Origin of the sequence: Paenibacillus sp. L3-i20, from assembly GCF_022180385.2 — a bacterium.
In the GTDB taxonomy this organism is placed as follows: domain Bacteria; phylum Bacillota; class Bacilli; order Paenibacillales; family Paenibacillaceae; genus Pristimantibacillus.
The window spans coordinates 1,992,190-2,018,960 of sequence record NZ_BQME02000002.1; the positions used below are offsets into that span (position 1 = coordinate 1,992,190).

The following is a 26,771-nucleotide window of genomic DNA, read 5'->3' on the forward strand; positions in this document are numbered from 1 at the left end:
TAACTAGCCGCCTATTTGCGACATACGTCGATCAGTCGGAACATGAGTTTGAGCACCATTCAATAGTCTTGCTGCCATCTCATGGTTTTCCGGCTTTATGTCCATCGATTTATAAAAGATATCCCGCATTGCTTCCGAATTTCCAAACGCATCCTTTACATTGAGCTCATCAACCCAGTATAGACACGGCTTAATATTTCCATCTGCCGTCAATCTCAATCGGTTGCAATTTTTGCAGAAATGATCGCTAATCGGATGAATCAGACCAAAAGAGCCTACTCCACCCTTCATCTCCCAATCTTCCGAAGGACCGTTCCCATGAATATCATCTCGTTTGCTAATTTCATAATTTTGTTCAGTTGCTATTTCCAAAACGCGAGACAGCGGCAAATAGTGATTTCTCCAATTTTCATCATCATGACCAATTGGCATATATTCAATAAATCGGACATGAAGCGGTTGTTCGTATGCAAGCTTCAGAAACTGTGCGATTTCATCTTCATTCACATTTTTAAGTAAAACACAATTCAATTTGATAGGATGAAAACCTACCTCTGCAGCTGCTTCAATACCTTCCATAACCCGCTTTAAATCCCCGCTTCTAGCAATAAACTTAAATCTTGCAGGATCAAGCGTATCCAAACTTATATTAACGCGGTTTAAGCCCGCTTCCTTTAGCGCTTTTGCTTTGTTAGCTAAAAACACACCATTTGTCGTAAGTGCGATATCCTCAATGCCAGGTATCGCTGCCAGTCTTGCTATCAATTGTTCCAAATTTGGTCTAATTAAAGGCTCTCCGCCTGTTATTCTTAGCTTCTTAATGCCTAGTGATGCTCCAGCCTCTACTACTTCCACAATCTCAGGATAGCTCATTAGATTCGTGGATTCCGTAAATTCAACGCCTTCCTCTGGCATGCAATATAAGCAACGCAAGTTACAACGATCCGTTACCGAAATACGCAAATAGTTATGATTTCGTCCAAAACGATCCGTCAAGGTTTGCATAATGCGCACTCCTTTCTGTGTAGCCTCAAGCATAACATTTTTCGTTCCTTTATGGTATTCTATTAACGACTTTACAACATCGATACGAGAGGTTTTCAACTATGAAATTTCAATGGAAAATAGCTTTATTCGCAGGTTTGCAAGAACGTCTTGGCAGCAGTACACTACTCATTTCTTCGGACCAAGACGAACTGACAGTCTCTCAATTGAAAGAAATGATAACAGCACAATTTCCGGAGCACGCAGCATTGATTCAAGTCTCATTTATCGCACGCAATCATACTTACGCTCTGGAGGACCAATCACTTCACATTCAAGATGAACTGGCTATGCTGCCGCCTGTATCTGGTGGTGAAGATGAAGACAGTCCTATTACAGAAAATCCTGTAGATGAACTATATGTTATAACAGATAAAGCCATTCTTGCAGATGCGGTGTTAGCTAAAGTAATCGTAAAAGAACACGGTGCTTCTCTAGCATTTGTTGGTACGACACGGGAATGGACACAAGGTATTCAAACCGTACATCTGGAATACGAAGCTTATGCTCCAATGGCAATTGCTATGATGCGCAAGATCGGTGATGAAATCGCCCAGCAATGGCCGGGTTCACTTTGTGCGATTAGTCATCGAATTGGAGTTGTTGACTTAGCTGAAACAAGCGTTGTTATTGCCGTATCTGCTCCTCATCGCGATGAATGCTATAGCGCAAGCCGTTATGCAATAGAACGTTTGAAACAAATTGTGCCTATTTGGAAAAAAGAAATTTGGTCAGACGGCTCCGAGTGGAAGGGCAGTCAGCAAGGTCCTTGGAACCCAACAATTCCCCTATCCAATTAACAGAGGAGGTTACTTACTATGAATCAATCAGAGAACAACTATGCTCAAGACCCCTTGCAATTAATCTCTGAAAATCTCACCTCTTCATCTAATAGATATTCTAGACAAATCCGTTATGCGAACATCGGTGCAACTGGACAAAAAGAGCTCGGTCAGGCTCGCATTGCTATTGTTGGAATAGGGGCACTTGGATCAGTTATAGCGCAGCATCTTGTTCGAGCAGGGATCGGGTATGTTCGGATAATCGATAGAGATATTGTAGAGTGGAGCAATCTACAGCGACAGATGCTTTATACAGAAGCCGATGCACTCGCTCTCCTTCCAAAAGCTGAAGCTGCTGCAGCTCATCTACGAGCTATTAATAGTTCCATTTCAATTGATCCAATTGCAGCAGACCTCACTAGTCAGAATGCGGAAAAATTGCTTTCTGATGTTCATCTTATATTGGATGGTTCGGATAACTTTTCCGTCCGTTACTTGATCAATGATTACAGCATCAAACATAACGTACCCTGGATATATGGAGGAGCTGTTGGCTCTTCCGGTATGACGATGACCATCTTACCGATGGAGTCGCCTTGTTATAGGTGCATGTTCCCAGAACCACCGCCACCTGGGACGACAGACACATGCGACACAGCAGGAGTCATTTCACCTATCATTGATATGATTGCATCCATACAGGCCACAGAAGCACTCAAGCTACTCACTAGCAATCACCAGGCATTACATCGCACATTGTTACAAATAGACCTTTGGAACCACACATGGCTCCCTCTGAATGTCTCAGGAGCACGTCGTAATGATTGCCCCGCATGTGCGCACAATCACTATCTATTTTTGGAAAGCAATAGGCAAGAACCGATTGCAGTTACATTGTGTGGACGACAATCCGTACATATAACTCCAGGAATATATGCAAAGCTTGATCTAAACAGCATCGCAGCAAACTTCACGAAAATAGGGAACGTTGAACAAAATCCTTATTTGATTAAGCTACATCTGAATGATCAACTTTCACTTATTCTGTTCGCCGATGGCAGAGCAATCGTACAAGGGACCGAAGATTCGACAAAAGCAAGGTCGATTTATGCTGAATTATTAGGTAATTAGTAGCATTTATGAGTCCCTCATATTGCCATCTAGTGAATTGATTGCTACTATTAATGCTAATTATACCTCGTATACCTTGCATACGACTATTGAATGATAATAATTTCCAGAGGTGTCACTATGAGGATTCATGTTACGGACTTAATAGACGGTGATCAATTACGCGGCGATATCTTTAATCATTATGGGCTGCATGTACTTTCCAAAGGTACAAAATTATATACAACAGAAGTTTCTCGTCTTCTTCAACACCAAATCGATTTTGTTGATATCGAAGATCGAATAATAACTGTAGATGAGGTTGCTGCACGAACACTAGAATCTACCGCTACACCTAAATGGCTGCCTACGGTACAGCCCATTTACGAAAACGCTGTCAAGAGTTTTGAAAGTTTCTTCTCTACAGCCTTAGAATTTGATTCTATTGATAGTGAAGAAGTTCAAGCAATTGTTCAGCCGCTTCTGAACAATCTTCAGCTCGAGCGTGACGTAGTTTCGATGTTATTACTTCTTAATACAGAAGATGATTATACCTATCAACATTCCGTACAAGTTGGCATGTTATCGTATTATTTAGCTACTTGGTTAGGCTATAGCCTCTCGGAAGCTTCAATGATTGGAAAAGCAGGATTCCTTCACGATATCGGTAAATGCAAAATCGATGACGCCATTTTAAATAAACCAGGAAAACTAACCACTGAAGAATTCGACGAAGTAAAGCGCCATACGGAGTATGGACATACTATTTTGATGAAATCCTTCAATGATCCGAAGCTTGCAGTTGGAGCACTTCAGCATCATGAACGTATGGACGGAAGCGGATATCCTCATGGCCTCGTAGGAGATCAAATTCACCCAATTTCGAAGATCATTGCTGTCGTCGATATTTATAGCGCAATGATATCAGCTCGCGTATACCAGAAGGAACGTGACTTGCTATACGTATTAAAGGAGCTTCATCGTTTAAGCTTCTCTCAATTAGACCCAACAACTACACATACGTTCATTAAACATATGATTCCTAATTTCATCGGTAAACGTGTCCAGTTAAACAATGAGGAAATTGGATTAATAATTATGACTCATCCAACCGAATTTTTCAGACCGCTTGTTCAAATCGGCTCCCAGTTTATCGATTTAACAATCGAACGCGATTATGAAATCAAACACGTTTATCTATAATAAATAATGTACAAAAAAGGCCCTGCTTACTGTGATATAAATCACTGCAAGCAGGGCCTTTCAATGTTATTGTTAACCGATGGAACCTTCCATCTCAAACTTGATTAGACGGTTCATCTCTACTGCGTACTCCATAGGAAGTTCCTTAGTGAACGGTTCGATGAAACCCATAACGATCATTTGAGTAGCTTCGTCTTCACTTAGACCACGGCTCATTAGGTAGAAGAGTTGATCTTCAGAAACCTTTGATACTGTCGCTTCATGCTCAAGAGTAATATTGTCATTAAATATTTCATTGTAAGGAATCGTATCCGAAGTCGACTCATTATCAAGAATTAGTGTATCACACTTAATGTTTGCTTTAGCTCCATCGGAGTTACGTCCGAATGATGCTAAACCACGGTAAGTTACTTTACCGCCATGTTTACTGATCGATTTAGAAACGATAGTCGAGCTTGTATCAGGTGCCAAATGTGTCATTTTTGCGCCTGCATCTTGATGTTGACCTTTACCTGCTACAGCAATGGACAATACCATTCCTTTTGCACCACGACCACGCAATACAACAGCTGGGTATTTCATAGTCAGCTTGGAACCAATGTTTCCATCTACCCAATCCATTGATGCATTCTCATCAGCAATCGCACGTTTTGTAACGAGATTGTAAATGTTTGGAGCCCAGTTTTGAATCGTAGTATAACGTACGCTGGAATCCTTTTTGCAAAGAATCTCAACAACCGCACTATGAAGCGAGTTCGTGCTGTAAATTGGAGCTGTACAGCCTTCTACATAGTGTACAGAGCTGCCTTCATCAGCAATGATCAATGTACGCTCGAACTGACCCATATTTTCAGAGTTAATACGGAAGTACGCTTGAAGCGGAATTTCACAACGTACACCTTTAGGTACATAGATAAAGCTTCCACCTGACCAAACCGCACTATTAAGCGCAGCAAACTTGTTGTCATTTGGAGGAATAATTGTACCGAAATATTCTCTAAGCAGTTCAGGGTGTTCACGAAGTGCAGTGTCAGTATCTGTAAAGATAACGCCTTGCTTCTCCAAGTCCTCTGCCATGCTGTGATAAACTACCTCGGATTCATACTGAGCTGATACACCAGCAAGAAACTTTTGTTCTGCTTCAGGAATACCTAGTTTATCGAAAGTTTCCTTAATTTCTTGAGGAACCTCTTCCCATGTCTTACCTTGTTTCTCGGATGGCTTAACATAATATTGGATTTCATTGAAATCCAAATCATCCATGTTGCCGCCCCAGTTAGGCATTTCCATTTTGTAAAATTGCTCTAATGATTTCAGACGGAATTCAAGCATCCATTCAGGCTCGTTTTTCATCTGGGAGATGGTACGAACGATTTCAGGCGTTAACCCTTTACCCGACTGGAAAATCGCTTTATGCTCGTCGCGGAAGCCATATTTATAATCTTCCATTTCCGGCATTGACTTTGCCATGGTTTTTCACTCCTTCAAAGTTTTGAGTAGCAAAACTTACTTCGTAAGCATCAGCCTAGTTTTGTGAAGCAAAACTTACTTCGTATGACTGTTACTGCTTCTCGTTTTCATTTTCAATCCCTTTGCGAAGCGCGTTCCATGCTAATGTAGCGCACTTAATTCTCGCAGGGAATTTATTAACACCGGATAAAGCTTCAATATCTTCAAGCTCTTCGAACTCTACAGGCTCACCCTTCATCAGCGCTGAAAACTTCTCAGCCATGTGGATCGCTGACTCGAATGATTTACCCTTTATAGCTTCTGTCATCATCGATGCGGAGCTCATACTAATGGAGCAACCTTCGCCCGTGAACTTAGCATCAGCAACTTTACCGTCAATAACTTGAAGCTGTAACGAAATACGATCTCCGCATGTCGGGTTGTTAAGATTGATCGTAACCGATTCTTCATTCAAAGTTCCACGGTTGCGTGGGTTTTTATAATGATCCATTATTACTCGACGATATAAATCATTCAATTCCATGACCGAAGAACTCCTTTGTTTGTATTAACGCATCGGCTAAACGGTCAATTTCATCTTCAGTATTATATAAATAGAAACTCGCTCTAGCCGTTGCCGAAACATTCAACCAACGCATCAAAGGCTGGCAACAATGATGTCCTGCTCTTACTGCAATACCTTTCGAATCTAGGACGGTAGCTACATCATGAGGATGAACATCCCCTAAGTTGAAAGTAAGAAGCCCTACGCGATCTGTTTTAGGTCCGTAGATCTCAATTCCTTCAATAGTCGACAGCTTATCATAAGCATATGCTGTCAGTTTTTTCTCATGACGGTCGATTTCGTCCATACCGATACTCTCAAGGAAGTCAATTGCAGCTCCTAAGCCTACTGCTCCAGCAATAATTGGAGTTCCGCCTTCAAAGCGGTAAGGAATTTCTTTCCACGTAGATTCATAAAGATCTACGAAGTCGATCATTTCCCCACCAAATTCAATTGGCTCCATCTTATTCAGCAATGCCTTCTTCCCGTAAAGAGCGCCTATTCCGGTAGGTGCGCACATCTTATGTCCCGAAAAGGCATAGAAGTCGACATTAAGATCACGTACATCCACACGCTTGTGAGGAGTACTCTGCGCTCCATCAACTACTATTACTGCACCATTGCGGTGTGCAATTGCTGCGATTTCCTTGATTGGATTAACTACTCCCAGCACATTCGATACATGGGTAATGGAAACTACCTTCGTATTTGGCGTGATAGTAGATTCAACATCATCAATAGAAATCGTGCCATCAGGTTGTAATGGAATATATTTCAATGTAGCACCTGTTGCTTTTGCAACCTGTTGCCATGGTATAAGATTACTGTGATGTTCCATTGGCGTTATAACAATTTCATCACCTTCGCCGCATACAGCTCTTGCGTAGCTTGAAGCGACTAAGTTCAGAGCAGTTGTTGTGCCTCTGGTAAAAATAATTTGTTCGGGCGTTTCCGCGTTCAAGAATGCTGCTACCTTAGCTCTAGCACCTTCAAAAGCATCGGTTGCTCTAGATCCAAGTGTATGCACTCCGCGGTGAACATTCGCGTTATCAAGCTCATAATACCGATTGACCGCATCAATGACGGAACGCGGCTTCTGAGAAGATGCCGCGCTGTCCAAGTAAACGAGCGGATGCCCGTTTATCTCTTGATGCAATATCGGAAATTGCTCCCGTATCGCATTTATATTCATCCCTCAAGCTTCCTTTCAAGCAAACGCTCAAGCTGTTCGCGTACCGCTACGACCGGAATTTCCGATACAACGGGAGCCAAGAAACCGTGAATAATTAAGCGCTCAGCGTCTTGCTTAGTTATACCGCGTGATCTCAAGTAATACACTTGTTCAGGGTTTACTTGTCCTACACTTGCAGCATGACCTGCTGTAACATCATCTTCATCGATCAGAAGAATTGGATTTGCGTCTCCGCGAGCTTTCGGGCTAAGCATTAAAACTTTTTCTGTTTGCACGCCGTTAGCTTTTGTAGCACCGTGTTCAATCTTCGTAATACCGTTGATGATCGCTGATGAAGAATCCTTCATTACAGCACGAGTAACCATGTTACTATCCGAACTTTTGCCGAAATGAACCGCTTGTGTTGTAAGACTCATCTGTTGCGAGTTTTTGCCTACGCTGATTACTTTTGCATCAGAAGTAGAACCTTTACCTAGCAATACAGATTTAGTGTCAGACAACGTGTTACCGTCGTTCAAGTCACCAATAATCCACTCTACACGTGCATCGTCTTCGATAATTGCACGACGAATCGTCATATCAACGCCCGCTTCGCTCATAGAATGAACGGAGCCAAAACGTACTAAAGCACCTGGTTTAACGAATACTTCTACAATAGAAGGTTGTACAAATGGTCCCGCGATCACTGATTTGTCAGTTACAACGCAATCAACATAAGTTACGCGACTATTCGTATCAGCAACGATTACGATATGCGGAGCAAAAGTTGCTTCTGCATTGTCGTTATAAAGGATTGCTTGTAATGGAAGCTCAACTTCAACGTTTTTCGGAACGTATACGAATACGCCGCCATTCCAAATCGCTGCGTTAAGAGCTGTCAGCTTATCTTCATCCTTCTTAATAGCTTGGAACAAATATTTTTGAACGAGATCACCATGCTCCTTGCATGCTGTCTCCAAGTCTGTAAAAATAACACCCTTGTTCGTTAACTCAGCTGATAGCTGACTCCATACTACTCCAGAATTGCGTTGGACTAATAAGTTTTCAGTACCTTCTGACACTAATTCACGAACATTTTCTGGAAGATCGTCTACTGAAGCTACTGCTACAGGAGTTTCATAACTTCCTACTGCTGTAAGATTCCAACGTTCAATACGAACTTTCTCCGGCTTCGGCCAAGCGATTTCGCCTGCTAGCTCAGCAGCTTCACCACGAAGCGTTACAAGCCAATCTGGCTCGCCTTTGCTCCGAGCAAGCGCCTCTGCTGAGTTGCGATCAGTCGGAGTGGTTAGTTGTGTACTCATTCCATATGCCCCCTTCTCCGATTAAGCCTGGCCAACCGTTTCGTCTACGATTCCTAGTTCTTCTTTAACCCAATCGTAACCTTCGTTCTCAAGACGTTGTGCAAGCTCAGGTCCACCTGATTTCACAATACGACCTTGCATCATAACGTGTACAAAATCTGGAGTTATATAATCAAGCAAACGCTGATAGTGAGTAATGATTAGGAATCCACGCTCTTCTGAACGCATAGCATTAACACCGTTAGCAACGATACGAAGAGCATCGATGTCAAGACCGGAATCGATTTCATCAAGAACAACGATTTTCGGATCAAGAAGCATCATTTGCAAAATTTCGTTACGTTTTTTCTCGCCACCGGAGAAACCTTCGTTCAAATAACGATGAGCAAACTCAGGGTTCATTTCTAGTTCTTTCATCTTGCCTTCCATTTGGCGGATGAATTTAATGAGCGAAATTTCGCTGCCTTCTTCACGACGAGAGTTAATCGCACTGCGAAGGAAGTCAGAGTTTGTTACTCCTGGAATTTCACTTGGGTATTGCATTGCAAGGAATAGACCTGCGCGCGCACGCTCGTCAACTTCCATCTCAAGCAGGTCTTCACCGTCGATTGATGCTGATCCAGCAGTTACTTCATATTTAGGATGACCCATTAGAGCAGAAGCTAGTGTACTTTTACCTGTACCGTTAGGTCCCATAATGGCATGGATTTCTCCACCCTTAATTTCAAGGTTGATTCCTTTTAAAATTTCTTTTCCTTCGATCTCAGCTTTCAAGCCGTCGATGACAAAATGTGTTGCCATATTATACTGATCCCTCCAAAGGTTGGTTTAATTCATAGAGTTGTTGATTCTCACTGATTCTCAATAATCATTTTAATATAGTTTTTGTTATAAATCAATGTGGGATATGGCTTTTAACCGTTTCTTTCCATAATAATCAGCTCCATTAACCCATAAGTGCATGCTTGATTTGGTCTATTTCTTGGGTCAATTGTTCATCGGACAAAACAGGTCTCATCGCTGGTAAAATAAGTTCATCCTCCAGTCTTACCCAAGATTTGCATCCATTATAAGCGTCTCTCATAGGAGCGAACACAGGCTGATCTAATTTATATACTTTCAGAAGAAGTAGATGAAGTGGTTTCTTCCTTTTCCATTTCAAACGCTCTTCTGCAAAAGTATCTGTCCATATATGCAAATGACGCAGTTTGTCCAACGTCTCCTGATCATTTATTTCGATATCTTGCACAACTTCTGCATAGGCTTCAAGTTTAATTTTATCCTGTAGCTCTGTCCATTCCTTCAGTGTCTCATCCATCGCATCTCTATTGCCTTCCTTAAGCAATTCTTTCCTCTGATGCTCATAGGCAGACATTAAATAAAAGCTATCACTAATTAATTGGAAATCGCGTGTTTCTTCTATTATACCGCCTTTACGCATGATAATAATTTGATTGCCTTCAAGCAATGCTTTGACAGACACTGCCCATTCCTTTAAAGCAATTGGTTGACGTGTTATTTGCTCATTCATTTCATATCCTCCACCCTAATTATGTATATAAAATATTATTCCTACATGTTTACTAGCTATATTTTGAAAAAAACATAGCTTTAAGTCAATCATTAGCCTTATAAGGTATTCCATGGTGAAATAATTTCTATTATACTATTAGACATGGTGTCTGAACGATAACTTTATTCGGAGGTGGACAAGCTGTCTACATATCATCCTTTAAATGAACGAGAAGCCATTGATATCGCGAGTAAGTTAGACGGTTTCTTCCCTTCTAACGCTTCCTTGTCAAGTAAGGAAATCGGCGATGGCAACTTAAATCTCGTCTTTCATATTACGGATAGCATAAGCGGCAAAAGCCTAATCATGAAACAAGCATTGCCTTATGCTAAAGTAGTTGGCGAATCTTGGCCGCTCACGCTCGATCGAGCACGTATCGAAAGCGAAAAGTTAATATTGGAAGGCGAACTAGCACCAGGATTAGTGCCAGTCGTGTACCACTATGATCCAGAGATGTATCTAACGATCATGGAAGATTTAAGTGACCATGTTATCATGCGTCAAGGCTTAATGAATGGGACGAAATATCCGGTGTTTGCAGACCATATTTCTACCTTCATGGCTCGTACATTATTTTTCACCTCTGATCTAGGAATGAATCAACAAGACAAAAAAAATCGTGTGAAAGCTTTTATTAATCCAGAATTGTGTAAAATAACGGAAGACCTTATTTTTGATGATCCATATACGAATTCTTCCAACAACAATATTCCACCAGCTATTCGTGACGCCGCTGAGGCGCTTTGGACGGATCAAGACTTACAACTTGAAGTTGCCGTACTCCGCGACAAGTTTTTGACAAATGCACAAGCATTGCTTCATGGTGATCTCCATACTGGAAGTATATTTGCAACTCCTGAATCAACTAAAGTTATTGATCCTGAGTTTGCCTTCTATGGTCCTATGGGATTCGATATCGGAGCTGTATTTGCAAATTTACTACTGAACTTCGTTAGCCAAGAACATTGGCAGCAAAATGATAGCGCACGTAATGACTTTAGAAACTATTTATTAGATACTATCCATGATGTATGGAATCAATTCGATAGCAAATTCCGTGCACTCTGGAACACTAGCAACATAGACCGATTAGCATCTTCGACTAACGGCTACCAAGATTATTACATGGAACGCCTGCTGCAAGACACGATAGGTTTTGCAGGAAGTAAGATTGTTCGTCGAATCGTTGGACTAGCACATGTAGCTGATATTGACCGTATTCCAAATGATGCAACACGTGAACAGGCACAACGCATCGCACTGCAAATCGGAACAGCACTTATACGTCATAATCGTAATGCCAAATCGATACAAGAACTAATCGATATCGCTAAAGTATCTATCAACAGCAATCTACAAGCAGAGAGGAACTAACAGCATGAGTGAAAATTACGTTGGCTTGCAATCCGTTATTTGGACGGGAGATAAGCTCGATCTACTAGATCAAAGGCTTCTACCGGAGGAAATCATTTATTTACCTTTAACAACATCCGAGGACGTATGGGAAGCTATTCGTCACTTGAAAGTTCGCGGAGCACCAGCTATCGGTATTGCAGCAGCATACGGAGTTGTATTAGGCAGTCGGTCTGCTGATTCTGTGGATAAATGGCTTCATGCAGTACTTAAAGAAGCGGAGTATCTTGCAACTTCCCGACCAACTGCTGTTAATCTATTTTGGGCACTAGATCGAATGAAAGCTGCAGCTACTCGCTTTGTTCAACAACAACTATCTCTTGAACAGTGTATTGATTCATTAACGAAAGAAGCAGTCACTATTCAAAGCGAAGATGAAGAAACAAATCGTCTTATTGGCGAACATGCGCTAACTTTGTTTAAACATGATATGGGCGTTCTAACACACTGTAATGCGGGTGGACTTGCTACAGCAAAATACGGTACGGCGCTCGCTCCATTCTACCTCGCAAAGGAACGCGGCATCGATATTCGCGTGTTCGCTGATGAAACTCGTCCTGTATTGCAAGGTGCAAGACTTACTGCATTTGAGCTTCAACAAGCAGGTGTAGATGTAACACTTATCTGTGACAACATGGCCGGTATGGTAATGGCAAAGGGCTGGGTTGACGCAGTTATCGTTGGAACAGACCGCGTAGCAGCTAATGGAGATGTTGCGAACAAGATAGGTACATATAGCGTTGCTGTTCTTGCTAAAGCGCATGGCATTCCGTTCTATGTTGCTTGTCCGCTTTCTACAATAGATCTTCAAACTCCAACGGGTGCAGAAATTCCGATTGAAGAACGCAATGCAGAAGAAATTACAGAAGGCTTTGGCAAGCGAACTGCCCCTCAGGGCATTAAAGTTTATAACCCTGCTTTTGATATAACGCCACATGAATATGTGACTGCTATCATTACAGAAAAGGGTATCATCGAAGCTCCATTTGAAGAAAATTTACGCAAGCTATTCCAAACTTAGATCAAATACATGAACAGCCCCGCGCCAATCAAGCAACTAAGAAATACGTTGCTAACGATTAAAGTCGGGACTGTTTTTTCTTTAACAGACTATAGCATCTTACGAAGCGCCTCTGATCCCTTCATTCCAGCGACGATACCAAGCGATTCCGCTTTATGCGTCACTGACTCAAGAGGAGCCTCCATCAGTTCATCCAGCGTACGTACGCCTACTGCACGTCCAGCAATAATGTCTCTATCCCGCAGCCGCTCATTAAGAAGCGACACATCGAGTGCTCCGCACATAATGTATCCTCGACCTGTCGAAATTGACAGGAGCGTCGTTTTGGGCAGTTTCACTTCAACTCCGAGAACGGTCTCACCACTATCCAGTGTGTAAGGAACCATCCGCATCATATCGCATCCACCTCCTTCGACTTTATATTGGGGGTGCCCTGCACTCCAAAACAGTATATGCAAATCTTGTTCTACAGTGTGAATGAATGCTTATTTTGGGGATTACATGAATGATCCTTTTAGTGGTATATTAAAGAACATCAAAGTAAGTTCGGAGGCAGCCGTAAATGACTAAGCAGCAAGAAACCAAACAACGATCCTCTTATGTCTTTAATTTGGAAATTATGATTGAAGACGAGCATCATACGACCGCCCTTGAGCGACTTTTACACGAATTAAACCAATGTAAATTTGAAGATTTTCGGATAACTGCTGGAATAAAACTTGGGGAGCTTATCGAACAACGTCTTTCAGCGGCAGAAGTTACAACACCAATTCCTATAACATCAACTAATCAATCCATTATGGATAAAGTAGCTGAGGCCAACGGTTCTAGTTCTGAGCAAATTCGTACTTATATGAAAAATAATACTCTCATTCGTCTCATCGTAAATAGAGGTTTAGGCATTAAGCTGAACATACCTTGCCGAATCATTAACATGGATGATCAATCAAGTCTAATTACGGTATACCATGTAGATGAGAAGCAAGTATATACTTTCCGCTTGAATGAAATCGAAGACTTCATCGTTTAACTGCTTGCAAGTACAGTCACTAATCATTAAAAAAAGCGATTGGGCAGTTAAAATGCTCAATCGCTTTTACTTTGTTCGATTATCCAGCCTTCAACATCTGCTCAATGTTCTCACTTGATACAGGAGGGCTCCAGAAAAACCCTTGCATTTCGTCACAATGATGTTTCCGTAAAAACTCCATTTGCTCTTCTGTCTCTACGCCTTCTGCTATTACTTGGATATTCAGATTATGAGCCATTGCAATTATAGCAGCTACAATCTCTGCATCACTTGGGTCCTGTTGAATATCCCGAACAAAGGAACGGTCAATTTTAAGTCGATCAATCGGAAAGTTTTTCAAATAATGGAAAGAGCTATAGCCAGTACCGAAATCATCTACACTAATCCCTACTCCAAGATCAGTTATCGCTAATAAACAGCGGGACACATGACCAACATCAATAGTCATTGACTCCGTAATTTCTAAATCCAAATACTTTGGATCTAGACCGCTAGTTTCTAGCACTTCTGCTATTCTGCTAGCAAGATCATGTTGCAGAAATTGTCGTATCGATAAATTAACAGAAACCGGTATAGGCGGCAGTCCGGCATCCTGCCATTCTTTGTTCTGTCGGCATGCCTCCTGCAGCACCCAATCACCAATCTGAACAATCATCCCACTTTCTTCAGCCAGCGGAATAAATGTTCCTGGGGATAATAAGCCTCTTACAGGATGTTTCCATCTTACTAACGCCTCTACTCCTACCATACGCCCACTAACTAGATCATATTGAGGTTGATAATGAAGTATAAATTCGCTCCGCTGAATAGCTCTATACATTTCATGTTGCAGCGTGAGTCGTTCAAATGAGGAATTGCTCCAGCTTTCGGAATATAAGAGGCAATCATTTTTGCCGCTTTCTTTCACTTTAACTAAAGCCATATCGGCTTTCTTAAAGAGCGTATATCCATCATCCTGATCATTAAAATTAGTCACTAATCCGATACTTGCTGTTATATGTATTGGAAAGCCTTTAAGCTCATAAGGTTCTTCAATGGATTTAAGAATGTTACGAGAATGGTCGAGAAGTTGTTCTTCTGTTTGAATGGAATTCAGAAGTAAAGCAAATTCATCACCTTCCATTCTTGCAACAAAATCCTGTTCTGCTAATCCTCTATTCAATCTTTCAGCAACTTGCATTAGTAGCATGTCACCAAATTCGCGCCCGAATGAAGCATTTACGAGCTTGAACCGATCTAGATCTAAGTAGCAAATACCAACAAGTTGTTGTTCTTCTTTAGCTCTTAATAAGCTTTCTGTAAGCTTTATCTGGAATAAAGTGCGATTGGGCAGTCCAGTCATATCATCGTAATAGGCCATGTAGCGGATACGCTCAACATTTCTTTTCCTATCGCTGAGATCATGACTAATCATTACAGTACCAATAACCACTTCATCCTGAATCATTGGAGAACAAACAACCTGTAGTTCAAGGGGGAATCCGGATCGATGAGTAATGTTAATATTACTCTGATTCGTTTCACCGCCAAGCGCTCCATCAAGAGACTCCTGAAGCTGGGAACGACTTCCTGGATCAATCATTCGCATAATTGGTTCGCCAATAACTTCTGTTCGTTGGTAGCCAAGCATCCGACTTGAAGCCTCGTTCATTTCCACAACTTGTCCGGTGCGATCTAATATTGCGAGTGGTATTGCCTCTGATCGAAGCAATGTTTCTACAATTGCCGTATGATATTTGTGGATACTGCTTGAAGGATTATACCTTAAATAAACGATGATCGCCGTTGCTAATAATGAGACTGCTACGGCTAATGATGTCCATCTGTACATCGCATTTGAAACTACTAAAAATGATACAACAACCCACACTGTAGCCAATACCGTCAGAACTAGGCTTGTCACCCGCGGATCATTTAAGGGCAGCAATTTGCGTTGCTTTCGTATTTCAGGCAAGTCATCCATTCGTTTTGCCACACACAAACTTCCTTCCTCTAAGTCGAGTCAAGCGTCAGCTAGCTATATTATAAACGAATTAGACTATTTGGCATAGAAATATTTACTAAAGTTAAGTAATCTTTTAAGGTAATTTATCAAAATTTGTCGAATTAGTTCGAAATAACCCTAATAATAGTTATTTTTTGACTTGTTTTTTGGCACCTGCAATTACAAAGCCCCAACCAACTAGCATCGCAAGTCCACCTATAGGTGTGATCATACCTAACTTAGAAAACTCTGTCAGTGATAACACATAGAGACTTCCACTAAATATAATTGTACCTAAAAAGATCAATCTGCCGCCTATTTGCACTTTCCGACTACCATCCACCATCTTGTCGAGCAACGCTATTAACATGAGTCCTAGGGCACTATACATGTGATATCGAACTCCTGTTTCGAATACCTCCAAATAATGCTCTGACAGTTTCTCTTCCAAACCATGTGCTCCGAAAGCACCTAATGCGATGGCTAAAACAGCATTTACAGCACCAATAATAAAGTATTTAGGAAACATATGTTTTCAACCCTTTCAATTTTGTGTATAATTCTCCTAAGCATATGAAGGAGAGATTGAACGAATGGATAACGATCAAAACAAACACGAAAATATCAATAATGCAACTAATAACGCAGGCTTCACTCCATTTGCTCCCGTACCTGGCATGGATAACAATCCGCCACAAAAACATTCGGGACTTGGAATTGCTTCATTTATTTTAGCATTGCTAGCAGTGATCACCTTCATTTTGGCTATCGTTGTAGCAGGTACTGCAGACGAACTGATTAACTCCGATCCATTAGCACTCGAACAAGCGTTTTCGGAAGAATCTGCTGCAATGACAACAGCTATTAGTATGATATTTTTAATAATTGCTTCCGCTGGACTAACATTCATTGGTCTTATTTTAGGTATTATCGGTGCTTGCATTAAAAATCGCAAAAAAGTATTTAGCGTGATCGGAATCGTGCTGAACGCTCTGATGCTTCTTGGCTACATTTTACTGTTTGTTCTAGGAATAGCTGCTGCATCTACTCTTGGTTATTAATTGCGTTTGAATGGGTCTGCTTGCGTCTACTTATTGAGGCGCAAGCAGACCTTTTTATTTTACGATAAACTTGGTACGGCTAAAGCCTTCCTTTGACTTACTAACCTCTAAATATGCTGGAAAAGCTTCTTTTAACTCTCCGACATGGGATATAACTCCGATCATTCTACCCGCACGCTGCAAGTCGACTAATGCGGTTATAGCCTTATGCAATGACTCCTCGTCCAATGAACCAAAACCTTCATCAATAAGCATCATTTCAATTGAAACTCCACCTTGATGGGATTGAATGACATCTGTCATTCCAAGCGCAAGACAAAGGGAAGCGTTAAACTTTTCTCCTCCTGACAGCGATTTAACATCTCGGTTTTGTCCTGTGTAGGAATCGTACACATCCAAGCCTAAACCACTTTGCTTGCCTCTTGACTCCAGTCTGTCACTCCGCTGCAATTGAAATTGTCCGTTCGACAGCTCATGTAACCGAATATTTGCCATCATTAAAATTTGATCCAAATATTCAATTAATATATATCTTTCAAATGACATTTTCAGCGAGTTATCGCCCTTCAGCATTTCAAATATATCCATGATTTGCTCAAGCTTCGCTTCCATGTCAGAAATTTTAGTACCTGCCCGCCGAATAGATTGTCCTAACCGAAGTGCTTCTTCCTTATTTCGTAATGAACTTTGCTCTAATCCAATGGAATCTTCAAAGGCTTGTTTTAATCCATCTAGAGCTTGCTTAAGATTCGATGTATCAACTCGTTCTTTACCTTGAAGTTCTTGCTCTATTAACATAATTCCCTCAACCAGAGCTGCAACCGTAGCATGATATTTATGGATCTCTTCTCTCCGCTGCTTAATTAGCTCTTCACTCATCGTTGCTGCACGATAATCAATTATAGTAGAGAAGCCAGCCTTATCGAGCTCTTCCTTCAATCGGAGGGCGGATGTTTCTGCCAGCTTTGAAGTCTCTTCCCATTGTAGTTGCGCTTGTTCCCCATATGCTTTACACTCAGCAAGTTTTGCAGTTGTTTGTTGCAAAATATCCTGTGCAGACTTCCACTGTTTTTCGAGTTCATTAAAGAACTCCCTTTGTATGTGCAGTTTACTCTTCATTGACTCTGGAGAACGTAACATTTCTGGAATTCTGCTCAGTTCCTTTTCCAAATTCGCTTGTCTAACAGTACGATCCACGGTTAACGTTTGTTGATCTAATCTTATCTGATCCCGGTTATTTTCTAGTCTTTCAATATCCTTTTCAATTTGTTGCAGCTTGTTTTTCAGTTCATTTAGTCGCTTTTCACTCTCATGCAGAAGGTCAGTTTCCCCCTTGAGTTCCCTCCATTGTTGACGCAATTGAGCCTGTCTACTCTGGAGTTCCTGCAATTGTTCTAGCTGCGATCCTTCCAGGTGTATTAGAAACCCTTCCTCCTCAAGCTCATTCATACTGACTTGTTTCGTTGATGCGGCGGACGCAGCTTCTGCTTTCACCCTCATAAGCTCGCTCTCGATTGCTGTCAGTGTCAATTTCGATTGCTGTAGACGATCTCTTGATGGAAGTTCCTCCGCCAATGTTGCTTTTGCTGGATGTTCTTCGCTTCCACATACCGGACACGGTTTTCCATTATGAAGATGTAGTGCAAGCTCGCTTGCTTGACCTTCAATCCATAATAGTTCTAGTCCATCGTATTCAGCCTTCGCTTTTGCAAGAGCAGCTAATCCTTCGCTCTCCAAAATAGAAAAGCGCTTCATTTCTTCGGATATTTCGATTAACCTTTTTATTTGTTTGCCTTGTTGCTCCACTACACGCATCTGTGTCATTTTTTCGATTAAAATGGAAGATGTTGACTCTATTGTTCTTATTGTTAGCTGAGCCGTGTTTCTCTCTTCTTTACTTTGCGTCAATTGAAGTTCTAGTTTTATTAATTGTTCAGTTGCTTTTTTTTCCTCAGCAGCAAGTCTCTCTACCGATTCCGTCTGTACTGCTAACGAATTAACAACTGGCTCAAGCTCAGTTAATCGATGCAGCTCTTTTTCTGCATTACGACGTTCATTATCTTTTTCCATTTCCAACTTATACTGTTCCATTGCTTTTTCATAATGCTGTGTAGCAGCAACTAGCTCGGTTTTCTTAGTTTCAGCATATTTCCGTTTTACTTGGCTATTCACTTCTGCCAATGTAGCATGCTCAACATAAGGTGATAAGGCCGCTGCTTTCGTAGCAAGTGCCAGCTTTTGCTCCTTCTCCGCAATAACTATTTCTTGTTCCTTAAATAATCCCCTTTGAGCCCGTCTAACCTCAAGCTCGTCGTAGCGAAGGTTAATAGCTTCAGCTTCCTGAATTCGTACCTGAAGTGACTCGAGCTCACTTGAAAGTAATAATTTAGCCCTAACAGCGGACTCAACTTGCTCAGCGTAAAATTGTGCTTCAGACTCAAGTGCCTCGACAACTTGTAATGTGCTGTACACCTCTTGGTTAAAAGTTGCTGTAATCTTGCTGCCTTCACGTTGTGGCAAAGCTTCTTCTGCTTGACGTATTATTGCGGATGAACTAGCTCTTTCTGCTTTAAGGGTCTCCTGCATTTCCTTATGCTGCAAATAAAAACGATGCTCCAGCTTTTCATAAAGCTCCGTACGGAAAATTCGTCTTAAAATATCTTCCTTGTTGTCAGTATCTGACGTGAGCAGCTTACGGAACTCTCCTTGAGGAAGCATTACGATTTGGCTAAATTGCTCCTTTGTCAGAGCAATAATCGTTAACAATTTTGCGTTTACTTCTGTTGTAATAAATCGATCAACTGCAGGTGTTTCGACACTGTCTATAAGCTCATATAACTCAGCTTTTTCTCCCGTTTCGCTGCGATTGGTTCCCTTGCGATGTTTCATTTGGCGAAAAACTTTATAGGACTTATTTCCGACAGCAAACTCAAATTGAACTGAAGTATGTGTATCTTCATCTGCAAAATGGCTGCGCAACATGCGTACATCAGCACGATCCTCACCACTTGCCACGCCATAGATAGCAAAACATATGGCATCAAATATCGTCGTTTTACCTGCCCCTGTATTGCCAGATATAACGAATAGTCTACGTTCTCCTAGTTCTGTGAAATCGATCGTCTCCGCATTTCGGTATGGACCAAATGCCGTCATTGTTACTCGTAAAGGTCTCATTGAGTTCCACCTTCTTCACGAAGCAAAGTACCCAATTGTTCAGAGAATAGCAACTTTTTCTCATCAGAAAGCGGCAAACCTTTTACTTCTTGATAAAAAGCTTCAAATAATTGCACCGGATTTGTTTCACTCCTACGCTGTAATACTTCAGTTCCAGCGATGTTTCTAGCTTCCATTTCCGCCGATTTGGTCAAATTCCGCCTACCTACATGCATCGCATTAGGATAACTAGCTCGCACCTTCTCCATAGGGTAAAGCACGGGGTGATCACTAAGGAGCGTTACATATACATAATCCTCATTTATAGGCTGTTTCTCGAGATCATCTAAGGTAACTTCTATACTTCTCAAATCGCGTTGAGGCTTAAGCTCCCTTTTCTCAACAACAACAGAACCATCTCCATCTATATCTACTATATAAAAGCCTTTCGAATGGTTTTCTTCCGAAAGAGAATATTTTAAAGGGGACCCCGCATATCGAATCGTATCATTCAATACAAAATGTGCCTGGTGAAGATGTCCTAATGCCGTATATTGGAAGCTCTTAAAGTACGTAGCGCTAACATGTTCAGCTCCGCCAATCGCTAGTGGGCGCTCTGATTCACTCGTATTATTTTCGGGTGCTCCTGTCGGTGTAACGAAAGCATGTCCTACAAGTACATGTCTAGCTTTAGAATCTAATCCAACTTCTATACGATCAACAAGCGCTCTCATTGCGTCATCATGTGTTCGAATACTGTCATCACCCAGTACATATCGCACTTGTGCCGGATCTGCATAAGGAATTAAATGAAAATGAACTGCTCCAAACGTATCGTTAATGACGACAGCTTTATTATTCGCCCCTATTTCTCCGGCTAAATATAGACCACGGCTTTCCATCATTTTCGTCCCGAAGCTTATTCGATCAGGGCTATCATGATTACCTGCAATGGCTAACACAGGGGTTTCAAGATCAACAACAATCCTTTCAAGAACTTCATCTAAGAGATCAACTGCCTCTGTTGGAGGAACAGCTCGATCATATAAATCACCAGATATTATAACAGCATCAGGTCTCTCCGCTTCAACAGCGGCCATAAATTGCTCGAGCACATAACGCTGATCTTCTGTCATATAAACACCTTGTACAATTTTGCCTAAATGCCAATCAGCCGTATGAAAAAGCTTCATTCTTGCACTTCCTCTCTTACAGCATCGTAACACTGCAGATCTCAACTATCATTCTAACACTGCTCACATTCAGTCGCCAGACCAAGGGATGATTGCACGTGCTAATTAGCTACCATAATGCTAGTTTAATAGAATTAGACTAATTTTGTTCACATAACATTCCTTCAATTGAATATATTGAATAACAATAACGTTAAGCAAGGTGGTGTTCCGAAATGAGTAAATCGGACAAAGACATGTTCATTGTTTCACGCGAAGATTGGTCGCTGCATCGTAAAGGCTATCAAGATCAAGCCCGTCACCAGCAAAAAGTGCGGGAAGCGATAAAACAAAACTTGCCCGATCTTGTCTCAGAAGAAAGTATCGTGATGTCTGACGGCAAACAAATCATTAAAGTACCGATTCGGAGCCTAGATGAATTTCGTTTTGTATACAATTACAATAAAAACAAGCATGTTGGGCAAGGTGACGGCGACAGTCAAGTAGGTGATGTGCTCGGTGTTGATCCCTCAGCAAAAAAAGGCGGCAAAGGAGAGGGTGCTGGTGATCAGCCTGGCGAAGATGTCATGGAGGCTGAAGTTACTTTAGCCGAGCTGGAAACAATGTTATTTGAAGAATTGGAGCTTCCTTTCCTAGAGCATAAAGATAAAGATCAATTGGAAACGAAAGAATTTCGTTTTAACGATATTCGTAAAAAAGGCATTATGTCCAACATCGATAAAAAAAGAACCATTATCGAAAATATTCGCCGCAATGCTACATCCGGTCAACCCGGTATACATGGCATTAGTCCGGATGATCTCCGTTATAAAACATGGGAAGAAATTATTAAGCCGCAATCCAATGCGGTTATATTAGCGATGATGGATACATCTGGAAGTATGGGTTCATTCGAAAAATATTGTGCTCGCAGCTTTTTCTTTTGGATGACTAGATTTCTTCGCAGTAAATATGAGCATGTTGATCTCGTATTTATAGCCCATCATACAGAAGCCAAAGAAGTTACCGAAGAAGAATTTTTTACGCGCGGGGAAAGTGGAGGCACAATATGTTCATCTGCTTATCAGAAGGCGCTTGAAATTATCGACAATCGTTATTCTGATACGGGATGGAATATATATCCTTTCCATTTCTCTGACGGAGACAACTTGACCTCAGACAATGAAAGATGTGTCAAGTTGATCGGACAATTAATGGAGCGCAGCAATATATTTGGCTATGGTGAAGTAAACCAATACAACAGAAGCAGTACATTATTTTCAGCTTATAAAAATATTACGGATCGAAAATTCATGTATTCCATCATTAAAGAAAAATCCGAAGTTTATAAGGCATTAACTACTTTTTTTACAAAACGTACAGTTTAACTAACATCAACTTCTGCCTTGCAGTTAGTCTGACAGGCAGAAGTTTTTTTGGCATTTTCACCGAAAGATACGTCGATGATTACTATAAAAAAACCTTTTTTCCGCAAGAATGACAGATCGACGTAATTTTTAAAATCAATTATCTTTCTTGAACATATAATGACAAACTTTGCGAAATATATTGTGTATAATACAGCTATAGTTTTGAGATTATTTCATTTGGAAAGGAGCTAAAGGATCTGTTCACAATCACATCCATTACATCTTTCTTTAGTGAGCTGATATTGCCAGGAAGTAAATCAGAAATTCGTTATACTCCCAAACAATTTGTTATTTTCGAGACAACCCGGCCTCTTCGTATTAAATGGAATAATCACTTGATTGATACTTCTGATCAAGATATCATGATTGGACAAACATTTGAAATTATTAATGAAGGATTGCACAGTGTAAAAGTAAATGGCGTCATATTCAACAGTTTTCATGATTACAATCTACTACATGTTTCCCAATTATCGCGAGAAGCTGTCCCCACTCTGGTAGACTTGTTTCATTCCGTATTGGAATTTCACGAACATTCGCTTTCACAGGTGCAGGAAGAGATTGAGACAATATGCCAGAAATTAATCGATAATGAATCTGAATCGATACATTCTGTGGATCAGGTTAAGCGATTGGCTGGAAAAATTGATAAACGATTAATAATCGTCCACCGTTATATTTGTCTAAATTACGCCATTCCTATTACTTTACAGCACCTTGCTGATCTTATTCATTACAATCCCGTTTATTTAAGCAATACCTATTCTAGTATTTTCAAAATTTCACCAATGAAACATTTGCAAGCCACACGTATGAGAACGGCTGCTGAATTGCTTAAGAACACACAGCTCAGCATCAAAGAAATTGCGATTTTAGTCGGATATATAACGAATTCACAGTTCACTACTATTTTTAGAAAATATTATTTTTGCACGCCTAATGAGTTTAGGCGATCATTATATACTGATTTGAATGAAAGCGGGGGTACTCGCTAAATGTACGACATTTCCCTTACAATCGATGAAATTATCATCCGATTTATAAATATAATTATCGGTCGAGACACACACTGTAGTTACTCTATGAAAGAAGATCTCATTAATTATGGGCTAGACTCTTTAAAAGTTGTCGCTATTATCGTTAAATAAGAAGAACATACTAATTTCATTTATGAAGACGATGAACTATTATTTGAGAACTTTAACAATATTCAAGCTATTATAACTCGCGTGAAATGGAAGTTATCCTTGAACGAGGCATAATCTAGCTAATAAAAAGAGAACCCACCTTCATGTAAAGTGGGTTCTTCTTTTATTAAAACTACTCACAATAGACAGAAAGATTCCATAGCGAATATCCGTATATCGTTGCTTTTGTTAAAGCTAATACTTTAATGTAACGAGCAGTGCAATCCAAATTCTTAATCGTTTCTTCTCCACCTTGACCAATATGTTGAACGGCAACTTCCGTCCAATCTGAAGCATCTTCTGAAATAAGAATGACATATTTCTTGGCGTAAGCATCTTCCCAAGTTAGTTTTATTGAAGTGAAAGCTGTCAAACTGCCAAGATCAACATATATCCAGCTTGTTTCTTCTGCGGGATCACTGCTCCATCTTGTATCAGTATTTCCATCAACGATATTTTCTTTACTAAATAATTGATTTTCTTCAGAAGATGAATAAACCGCTCTGTTTTTCGCTAAATCCCCGCTTTTAATAGCTTCGGTTGTTGACAGCAATACGGAAGAGCTTGATTCACTGAAATCACCAAATATACTTTTTGATTTTACCGAAAATTCATACGTTGTTTCAGAAACTAAATTTGGAACAATCAATTGATTTTTTTCTACGTCTGCGAACCAATCTCCATTTTTAAATAGCACATATGAATTGATCCACGTATCTTCTTCTGGTTGGTTCCACGCAACCGTTATACTTGTATCTGTAGCTGCCTTCATATAAACTTCATTCGGCGGGAATACTGTTTTGCTTCTTTTTTTATTTCCATGCACAAGATGATTTACTTTTGAAAACGAATTTTTTAATAAGGAGTACATCTCCAACTCTAAGTTTTTAACTTTATAAATTCTTTTGTAGTTGGTCTCACGATTAAGTTTTCCATTAATCATAAATCTAGAAAGAGAAACTTTTATAAATTCAAATATTTTCAGAATCTCTGAACATAATGCGATTGCATCGTTTGATAAATTGAACCTTTTTAAATATTTGAGAAACAATAAGCGCGATCCTGCGATAATGGCTATTGAATCGTCCAAATGATGTAGTACATCCATGTGTGTTTGATAATCGGAGCCAACTTCTTCGAGGTGAACAATTAATTTGTCATAAAAAGCAAAATCATCGGTGTAATCTTTAATGACCGTTAGAAACTTTTCTTTGAAAACGTCTAACTTATGGTCAGAAACTTGATAATGTTCCGTGCTTAAATAGGAAAGATATTTGATATCTGAAGCGTTGCATCCTTTTTTTAGCGTACTATATTCATAGTGGAGATTCGTGTAACTTGGGATATCCTCCAGTATAAACTCATCCTTATCTGCAACATATCCAGTAACTAATAAAGAATGACTGAGTGCAGGATCATAATCATTTGAGTGTGTCACCGAGCCGTTGTCTATCCATATAAAAACAGATTGACCCTTTTGAACAAGTGCTATAAGCGTTTCTTTTACATTCGCAAAATCTTCAAATGGAATGACTATTTCATTGATTCCTACAAACGACCAACTATATCCGACACGCGATTCAAACTGCCATCTTTCCTTTTTTTGCAATACCATTTCGTTATATACATGTTTCGAATCCTCTAAAGCGTTAAAGAAAAAGTATTCCAACAGGATGCCCTTTGAATGGAGATAATTGAGCTCTTGCATTTTTCTGCAAGCAATATAATTGAACAAGGGGTTACCAAATACAACGTCCATAACATTTCACCCTCTTTGTTTTCTGTAATGTCACTAGGATATTAGTTCAGCTACAGTTGCAGGCGGAAGATATTCTTTTAGCTCGTAATACATCCCAGTCTCATCAATAATTTGTTGAAACCATAGTGCTTGTTCATTTGCGGAAACTTTTTTAGTCTCTAATATGATTTTTAACAAATCAAGAGATTCTCTCATTTGAGCAAGCGTTGGCTTCTCTCCCATTTCTTCGATTAAATCTTGGATTTCTTGAATTCTTCTATACGATTTAACAACTTTGCTTTGATATTCTTCGTTATCCCAGTTCTGATTAGGTGTGGCAACAGCAACTGCAAGGCATCTCGTTATAATCGTTGGAATATGCTTTTTCAACCCCGGGTATTGGGACAATATCTGCTCTACCTTTTTCCGATCTTCCTTGGAACCGTAACAAAGAGCTTCAATTCCATCTACATTTGCTTTGACCATATTAGTCAGCACATTTTTGGCACCCATCTCTACCGCAAGTGTTACTCCTTTTTTCTTCATATAGTGCATCGTTTTTTCCCATTGAACAGGTTTCGTAAGGTGGAGAAATAAATTGTTGGATATTTTTTCGGGATGGGCTGTTGGTTGTGCATTAATATTTGTAATGACGGGATATTTAAAAAAGCCATATTGGATACTATTGAGTTTCTCTGACAGCTCCTCTGCCAACTTCTGCATTAATGGACTATGAAAAGGCGCACTTGCAAGTAATGGGGTTACTTGTCCTCCATGCTCCAGCAATAGTCCTTCGAGCTCCATAACTGAATCATTATCGCCTGAAATCGCCGTTTGATTGCCCGTATTATAACAAGATATGGATACCTGTTTCCCTTCAGTCACCATCTTCTTACAATCAGCCTCTACTACGCTTCTTTCGACACCGTCTATAATGGTCATAGCGCCTATACCATTGTCAGCGTACTCATCTGTGAGCTTACCTCTATAATGAGTAAGTTTTATTGCATCATCGTATCGTATCGCTCCAGCACAAGTAAAAGCAGAATATTCCCCTAAACTATGCCCCGCAAGAAACTGGGGTACAATTCCAAACTCCTGCATATAAGCGCGAAAGCTCGCAACACTGGAAGCTAATATGGCTGGATGGGCATTTTTTGACTTGCTCAACTCCGCAAGTGAACCATCAAAGCAAAGTGATGTAAGATTGTATCCTAATACATCGTTTGCTTCCTCGAACGTTTGTTTGACGATTGGATATTGGTCATACAGGCCCTTAGTCATCCCCACATAATGTGAACCTTGGCCCGGAAATAAAAATGCGATCTTTTCCATTACTAATTCCTCCCTATTTATG

General features: G+C 40.4%; 23 protein-coding genes. 9 read left to right on the top strand and 14 right to left on the bottom strand.

The features are described 5' to 3' along the window. Positions 1-3: 3 nt before the first annotated feature. Positions 4-1,005 carry a GTP 3',8-cyclase MoaA gene (gene moaA / locus MFF31_RS23095; RefSeq protein ID WP_238191412.1) on the bottom strand — a complete coding sequence of 334 codons (1,002 nt, stop codon included), beginning with the start codon at positions 1,003-1,005 and terminating at the stop codon, positions 4-6. Between the two features lie 101 nt (positions 1,006-1,106). On the opposite strand from moaA, the gene MFF31_RS23100 reads away from it, so the two are divergent. The 3 genes from MFF31_RS23100 to MFF31_RS23110 all read left to right on the top strand — a co-directional run bounded on the left by MFF31_RS23100 (position 1,107) and on the right by MFF31_RS23110 (position 4,139). After that, a complete protein-coding gene (locus MFF31_RS23100) occupies positions 1,107-1,844 on the top strand; it encodes a molybdenum cofactor biosynthesis protein (RefSeq protein ID WP_238191413.1) in 738 nt (245 codons plus the stop codon). Positions 1,845-1,862: 18 nt separating this feature from the next. Next, complete coding sequence (locus MFF31_RS23105; protein ID WP_238191415.1) at positions 1,863-2,957, top strand: ThiF family adenylyltransferase; 1,095 nt, start codon at positions 1,863-1,865, stop codon at positions 2,955-2,957. 120 nt (positions 2,958-3,077) lie between these two features. Next, on the top strand, positions 3,078-4,139 hold the full coding sequence (locus tag MFF31_RS23110) for an HD-GYP domain-containing protein (RefSeq protein WP_238191417.1): 1,062 nt from the start codon (positions 3,078-3,080) through the stop codon (positions 4,137-4,139). 72 nt (positions 4,140-4,211) lie between these two features. Here MFF31_RS23110 and sufB read toward each other — a convergent pair whose 3' ends face one another. From sufB to MFF31_RS23140, 6 genes are all read right to left on the bottom strand, one after another. After that, the gene (sufB, locus tag MFF31_RS23115; RefSeq protein ID WP_238191420.1) at positions 4,212-5,609 is read right to left on the bottom strand and encodes a Fe-S cluster assembly protein SufB; all 1,398 of its coding nucleotides are present in this window, start codon (positions 5,607-5,609) and stop codon (positions 4,212-4,214) included. Between the two features lie 91 nt (positions 5,610-5,700). Then, the gene (gene sufU / locus MFF31_RS23120; RefSeq protein WP_238191422.1) at positions 5,701-6,132 is read right to left on the bottom strand and encodes a Fe-S cluster assembly sulfur transfer protein SufU; all 432 of its coding nucleotides are present in this window, start codon (positions 6,130-6,132) and stop codon (positions 5,701-5,703) included. Beyond that, positions 6,119-7,345: a cysteine desulfurase gene (locus MFF31_RS23125; protein ID WP_238191424.1), complete on the bottom strand. Its 1,227-nt coding sequence runs from the start codon at positions 7,343-7,345 to the stop codon at positions 6,119-6,121. The genes sufU and MFF31_RS23125 overlap by 14 nt, the downstream gene beginning before the upstream one ends. Beyond that, entirely contained in the window at positions 7,342-8,649 is a 1,308-nt protein-coding gene (gene sufD, locus MFF31_RS23130) for a Fe-S cluster assembly protein SufD (protein WP_238191425.1), read from the bottom strand. The genes MFF31_RS23125 and sufD overlap by 4 nt, the downstream gene beginning before the upstream one ends. 21 nt (positions 8,650-8,670) lie before the next feature. After that, positions 8,671-9,450 carry a Fe-S cluster assembly ATPase SufC gene (gene sufC / locus MFF31_RS23135; RefSeq protein WP_197935736.1) on the bottom strand — a complete coding sequence of 260 codons (780 nt, stop codon included), beginning with the start codon at positions 9,448-9,450 and terminating at the stop codon, positions 8,671-8,673. Between the two features lie 145 nt (positions 9,451-9,595). Further along, positions 9,596-10,180 (bottom strand): DUF1802 family protein, encoded by a 585-nt coding sequence (locus MFF31_RS23140; RefSeq protein ID WP_238191427.1) that lies wholly within the window; start codon positions 10,178-10,180, stop codon positions 9,596-9,598. Positions 10,181-10,363: 183 nt separating this feature from the next. Between MFF31_RS23140 and mtnK the strand changes: the two genes are divergently transcribed. Both mtnK and mtnA read left to right on the top strand, forming a co-directional pair. Beyond that, on the top strand, positions 10,364-11,596 hold the full coding sequence (gene mtnK, locus MFF31_RS23145; protein ID WP_238192222.1) for an S-methyl-5-thioribose kinase: 1,233 nt from the start codon (positions 10,364-10,366) through the stop codon (positions 11,594-11,596). Between the two features lie 4 nt (positions 11,597-11,600). Continuing rightward, complete coding sequence (gene mtnA / locus MFF31_RS23150; RefSeq protein ID WP_238191429.1) at positions 11,601-12,656, top strand: S-methyl-5-thioribose-1-phosphate isomerase; 1,056 nt, start codon at positions 11,601-11,603, stop codon at positions 12,654-12,656. A gap of 89 nt (positions 12,657-12,745) precedes the next feature. On the opposite strand, the gene MFF31_RS23155 is transcribed toward mtnA, so the two are convergent. Beyond that, a complete protein-coding gene (locus tag MFF31_RS23155) occupies positions 12,746-13,051 on the bottom strand; it encodes a YunC family protein (protein ID WP_238191431.1) in 306 nt (101 codons plus the stop codon). 167 nt (positions 13,052-13,218) lie between these two features. Between MFF31_RS23155 and MFF31_RS23160 the strand changes: the two genes are divergently transcribed. Beyond that, positions 13,219-13,686, top strand: coding sequence for a hypothetical protein (locus tag MFF31_RS23160; RefSeq protein WP_238191433.1), 468 nt, complete (start codon positions 13,219-13,221; stop codon positions 13,684-13,686). A 79-nt stretch (positions 13,687-13,765) separates the two neighbouring features. Here MFF31_RS23160 and MFF31_RS23165 read toward each other — a convergent pair whose 3' ends face one another. Beyond that, positions 13,766-15,661, bottom strand: a complete 1,896-nt coding sequence (locus MFF31_RS23165; protein ID WP_238191435.1) for a putative bifunctional diguanylate cyclase/phosphodiesterase — start codon at positions 15,659-15,661, stop codon at positions 13,766-13,768. A gap of 157 nt (positions 15,662-15,818) precedes the next feature. Further along, positions 15,819-16,199, bottom strand: a complete 381-nt coding sequence (locus MFF31_RS23170; protein WP_238191437.1) for a DUF423 domain-containing protein — start codon at positions 16,197-16,199, stop codon at positions 15,819-15,821. 64 nt (positions 16,200-16,263) lie between these two features. Between MFF31_RS23170 and MFF31_RS23175 the strand changes: the two genes are divergently transcribed. Then, the gene (locus tag MFF31_RS23175; protein ID WP_238191438.1) at positions 16,264-16,731 is read left to right on the top strand and encodes a hypothetical protein; all 468 of its coding nucleotides are present in this window, start codon (positions 16,264-16,266) and stop codon (positions 16,729-16,731) included. A gap of 54 nt (positions 16,732-16,785) precedes the next feature. On the opposite strand, the gene MFF31_RS23180 is transcribed toward MFF31_RS23175, so the two are convergent. Continuing rightward, positions 16,786-19,908 (bottom strand): AAA family ATPase, encoded by a 3,123-nt coding sequence (locus MFF31_RS23180; RefSeq protein WP_238191439.1) that lies wholly within the window; start codon positions 19,906-19,908, stop codon positions 16,786-16,788. Then, positions 19,905-21,080: an exonuclease SbcCD subunit D gene (locus MFF31_RS23185; RefSeq protein ID WP_238191440.1), complete on the bottom strand. Its 1,176-nt coding sequence runs from the start codon at positions 21,078-21,080 to the stop codon at positions 19,905-19,907. The genes MFF31_RS23180 and MFF31_RS23185 overlap by 4 nt, the downstream gene beginning before the upstream one ends. Before the next feature lie 215 nt (positions 21,081-21,295). Here MFF31_RS23185 and yhbH point away from each other — a divergent pair, with 215 nt between their 5' ends. Together yhbH and MFF31_RS23195 are read left to right on the top strand one after the other, a co-directional pair. Next, the gene (gene yhbH, locus MFF31_RS23190; RefSeq protein WP_238191441.1) at positions 21,296-22,447 is read left to right on the top strand and encodes a sporulation protein YhbH; all 1,152 of its coding nucleotides are present in this window, start codon (positions 21,296-21,298) and stop codon (positions 22,445-22,447) included. Positions 22,448-22,731: 284 nt separating this feature from the next. After that, positions 22,732-23,484, top strand: coding sequence for a helix-turn-helix transcriptional regulator (locus MFF31_RS23195; protein ID WP_238191442.1), 753 nt, complete (start codon positions 22,732-22,734; stop codon positions 23,482-23,484). 325 nt (positions 23,485-23,809) lie between these two features. Here the strand turns inward: MFF31_RS23195 and MFF31_RS23200 are convergent, their stop codons facing one another. Together MFF31_RS23200 and fabD are read right to left on the bottom strand one after the other, a co-directional pair. Next, positions 23,810-25,291 (bottom strand): discoidin domain-containing protein, encoded by a 1,482-nt coding sequence (locus MFF31_RS23200; protein WP_248565556.1) that lies wholly within the window; start codon positions 25,289-25,291, stop codon positions 23,810-23,812. Positions 25,292-25,468: 177 nt separating this feature from the next. Beyond that, positions 25,469-26,749, bottom strand: coding sequence for an ACP S-malonyltransferase (gene fabD, locus MFF31_RS23205; protein ID WP_238191444.1), 1,281 nt, complete (start codon positions 26,747-26,749; stop codon positions 25,469-25,471). Positions 26,750-26,771: the final 22 nt, after the last annotated feature.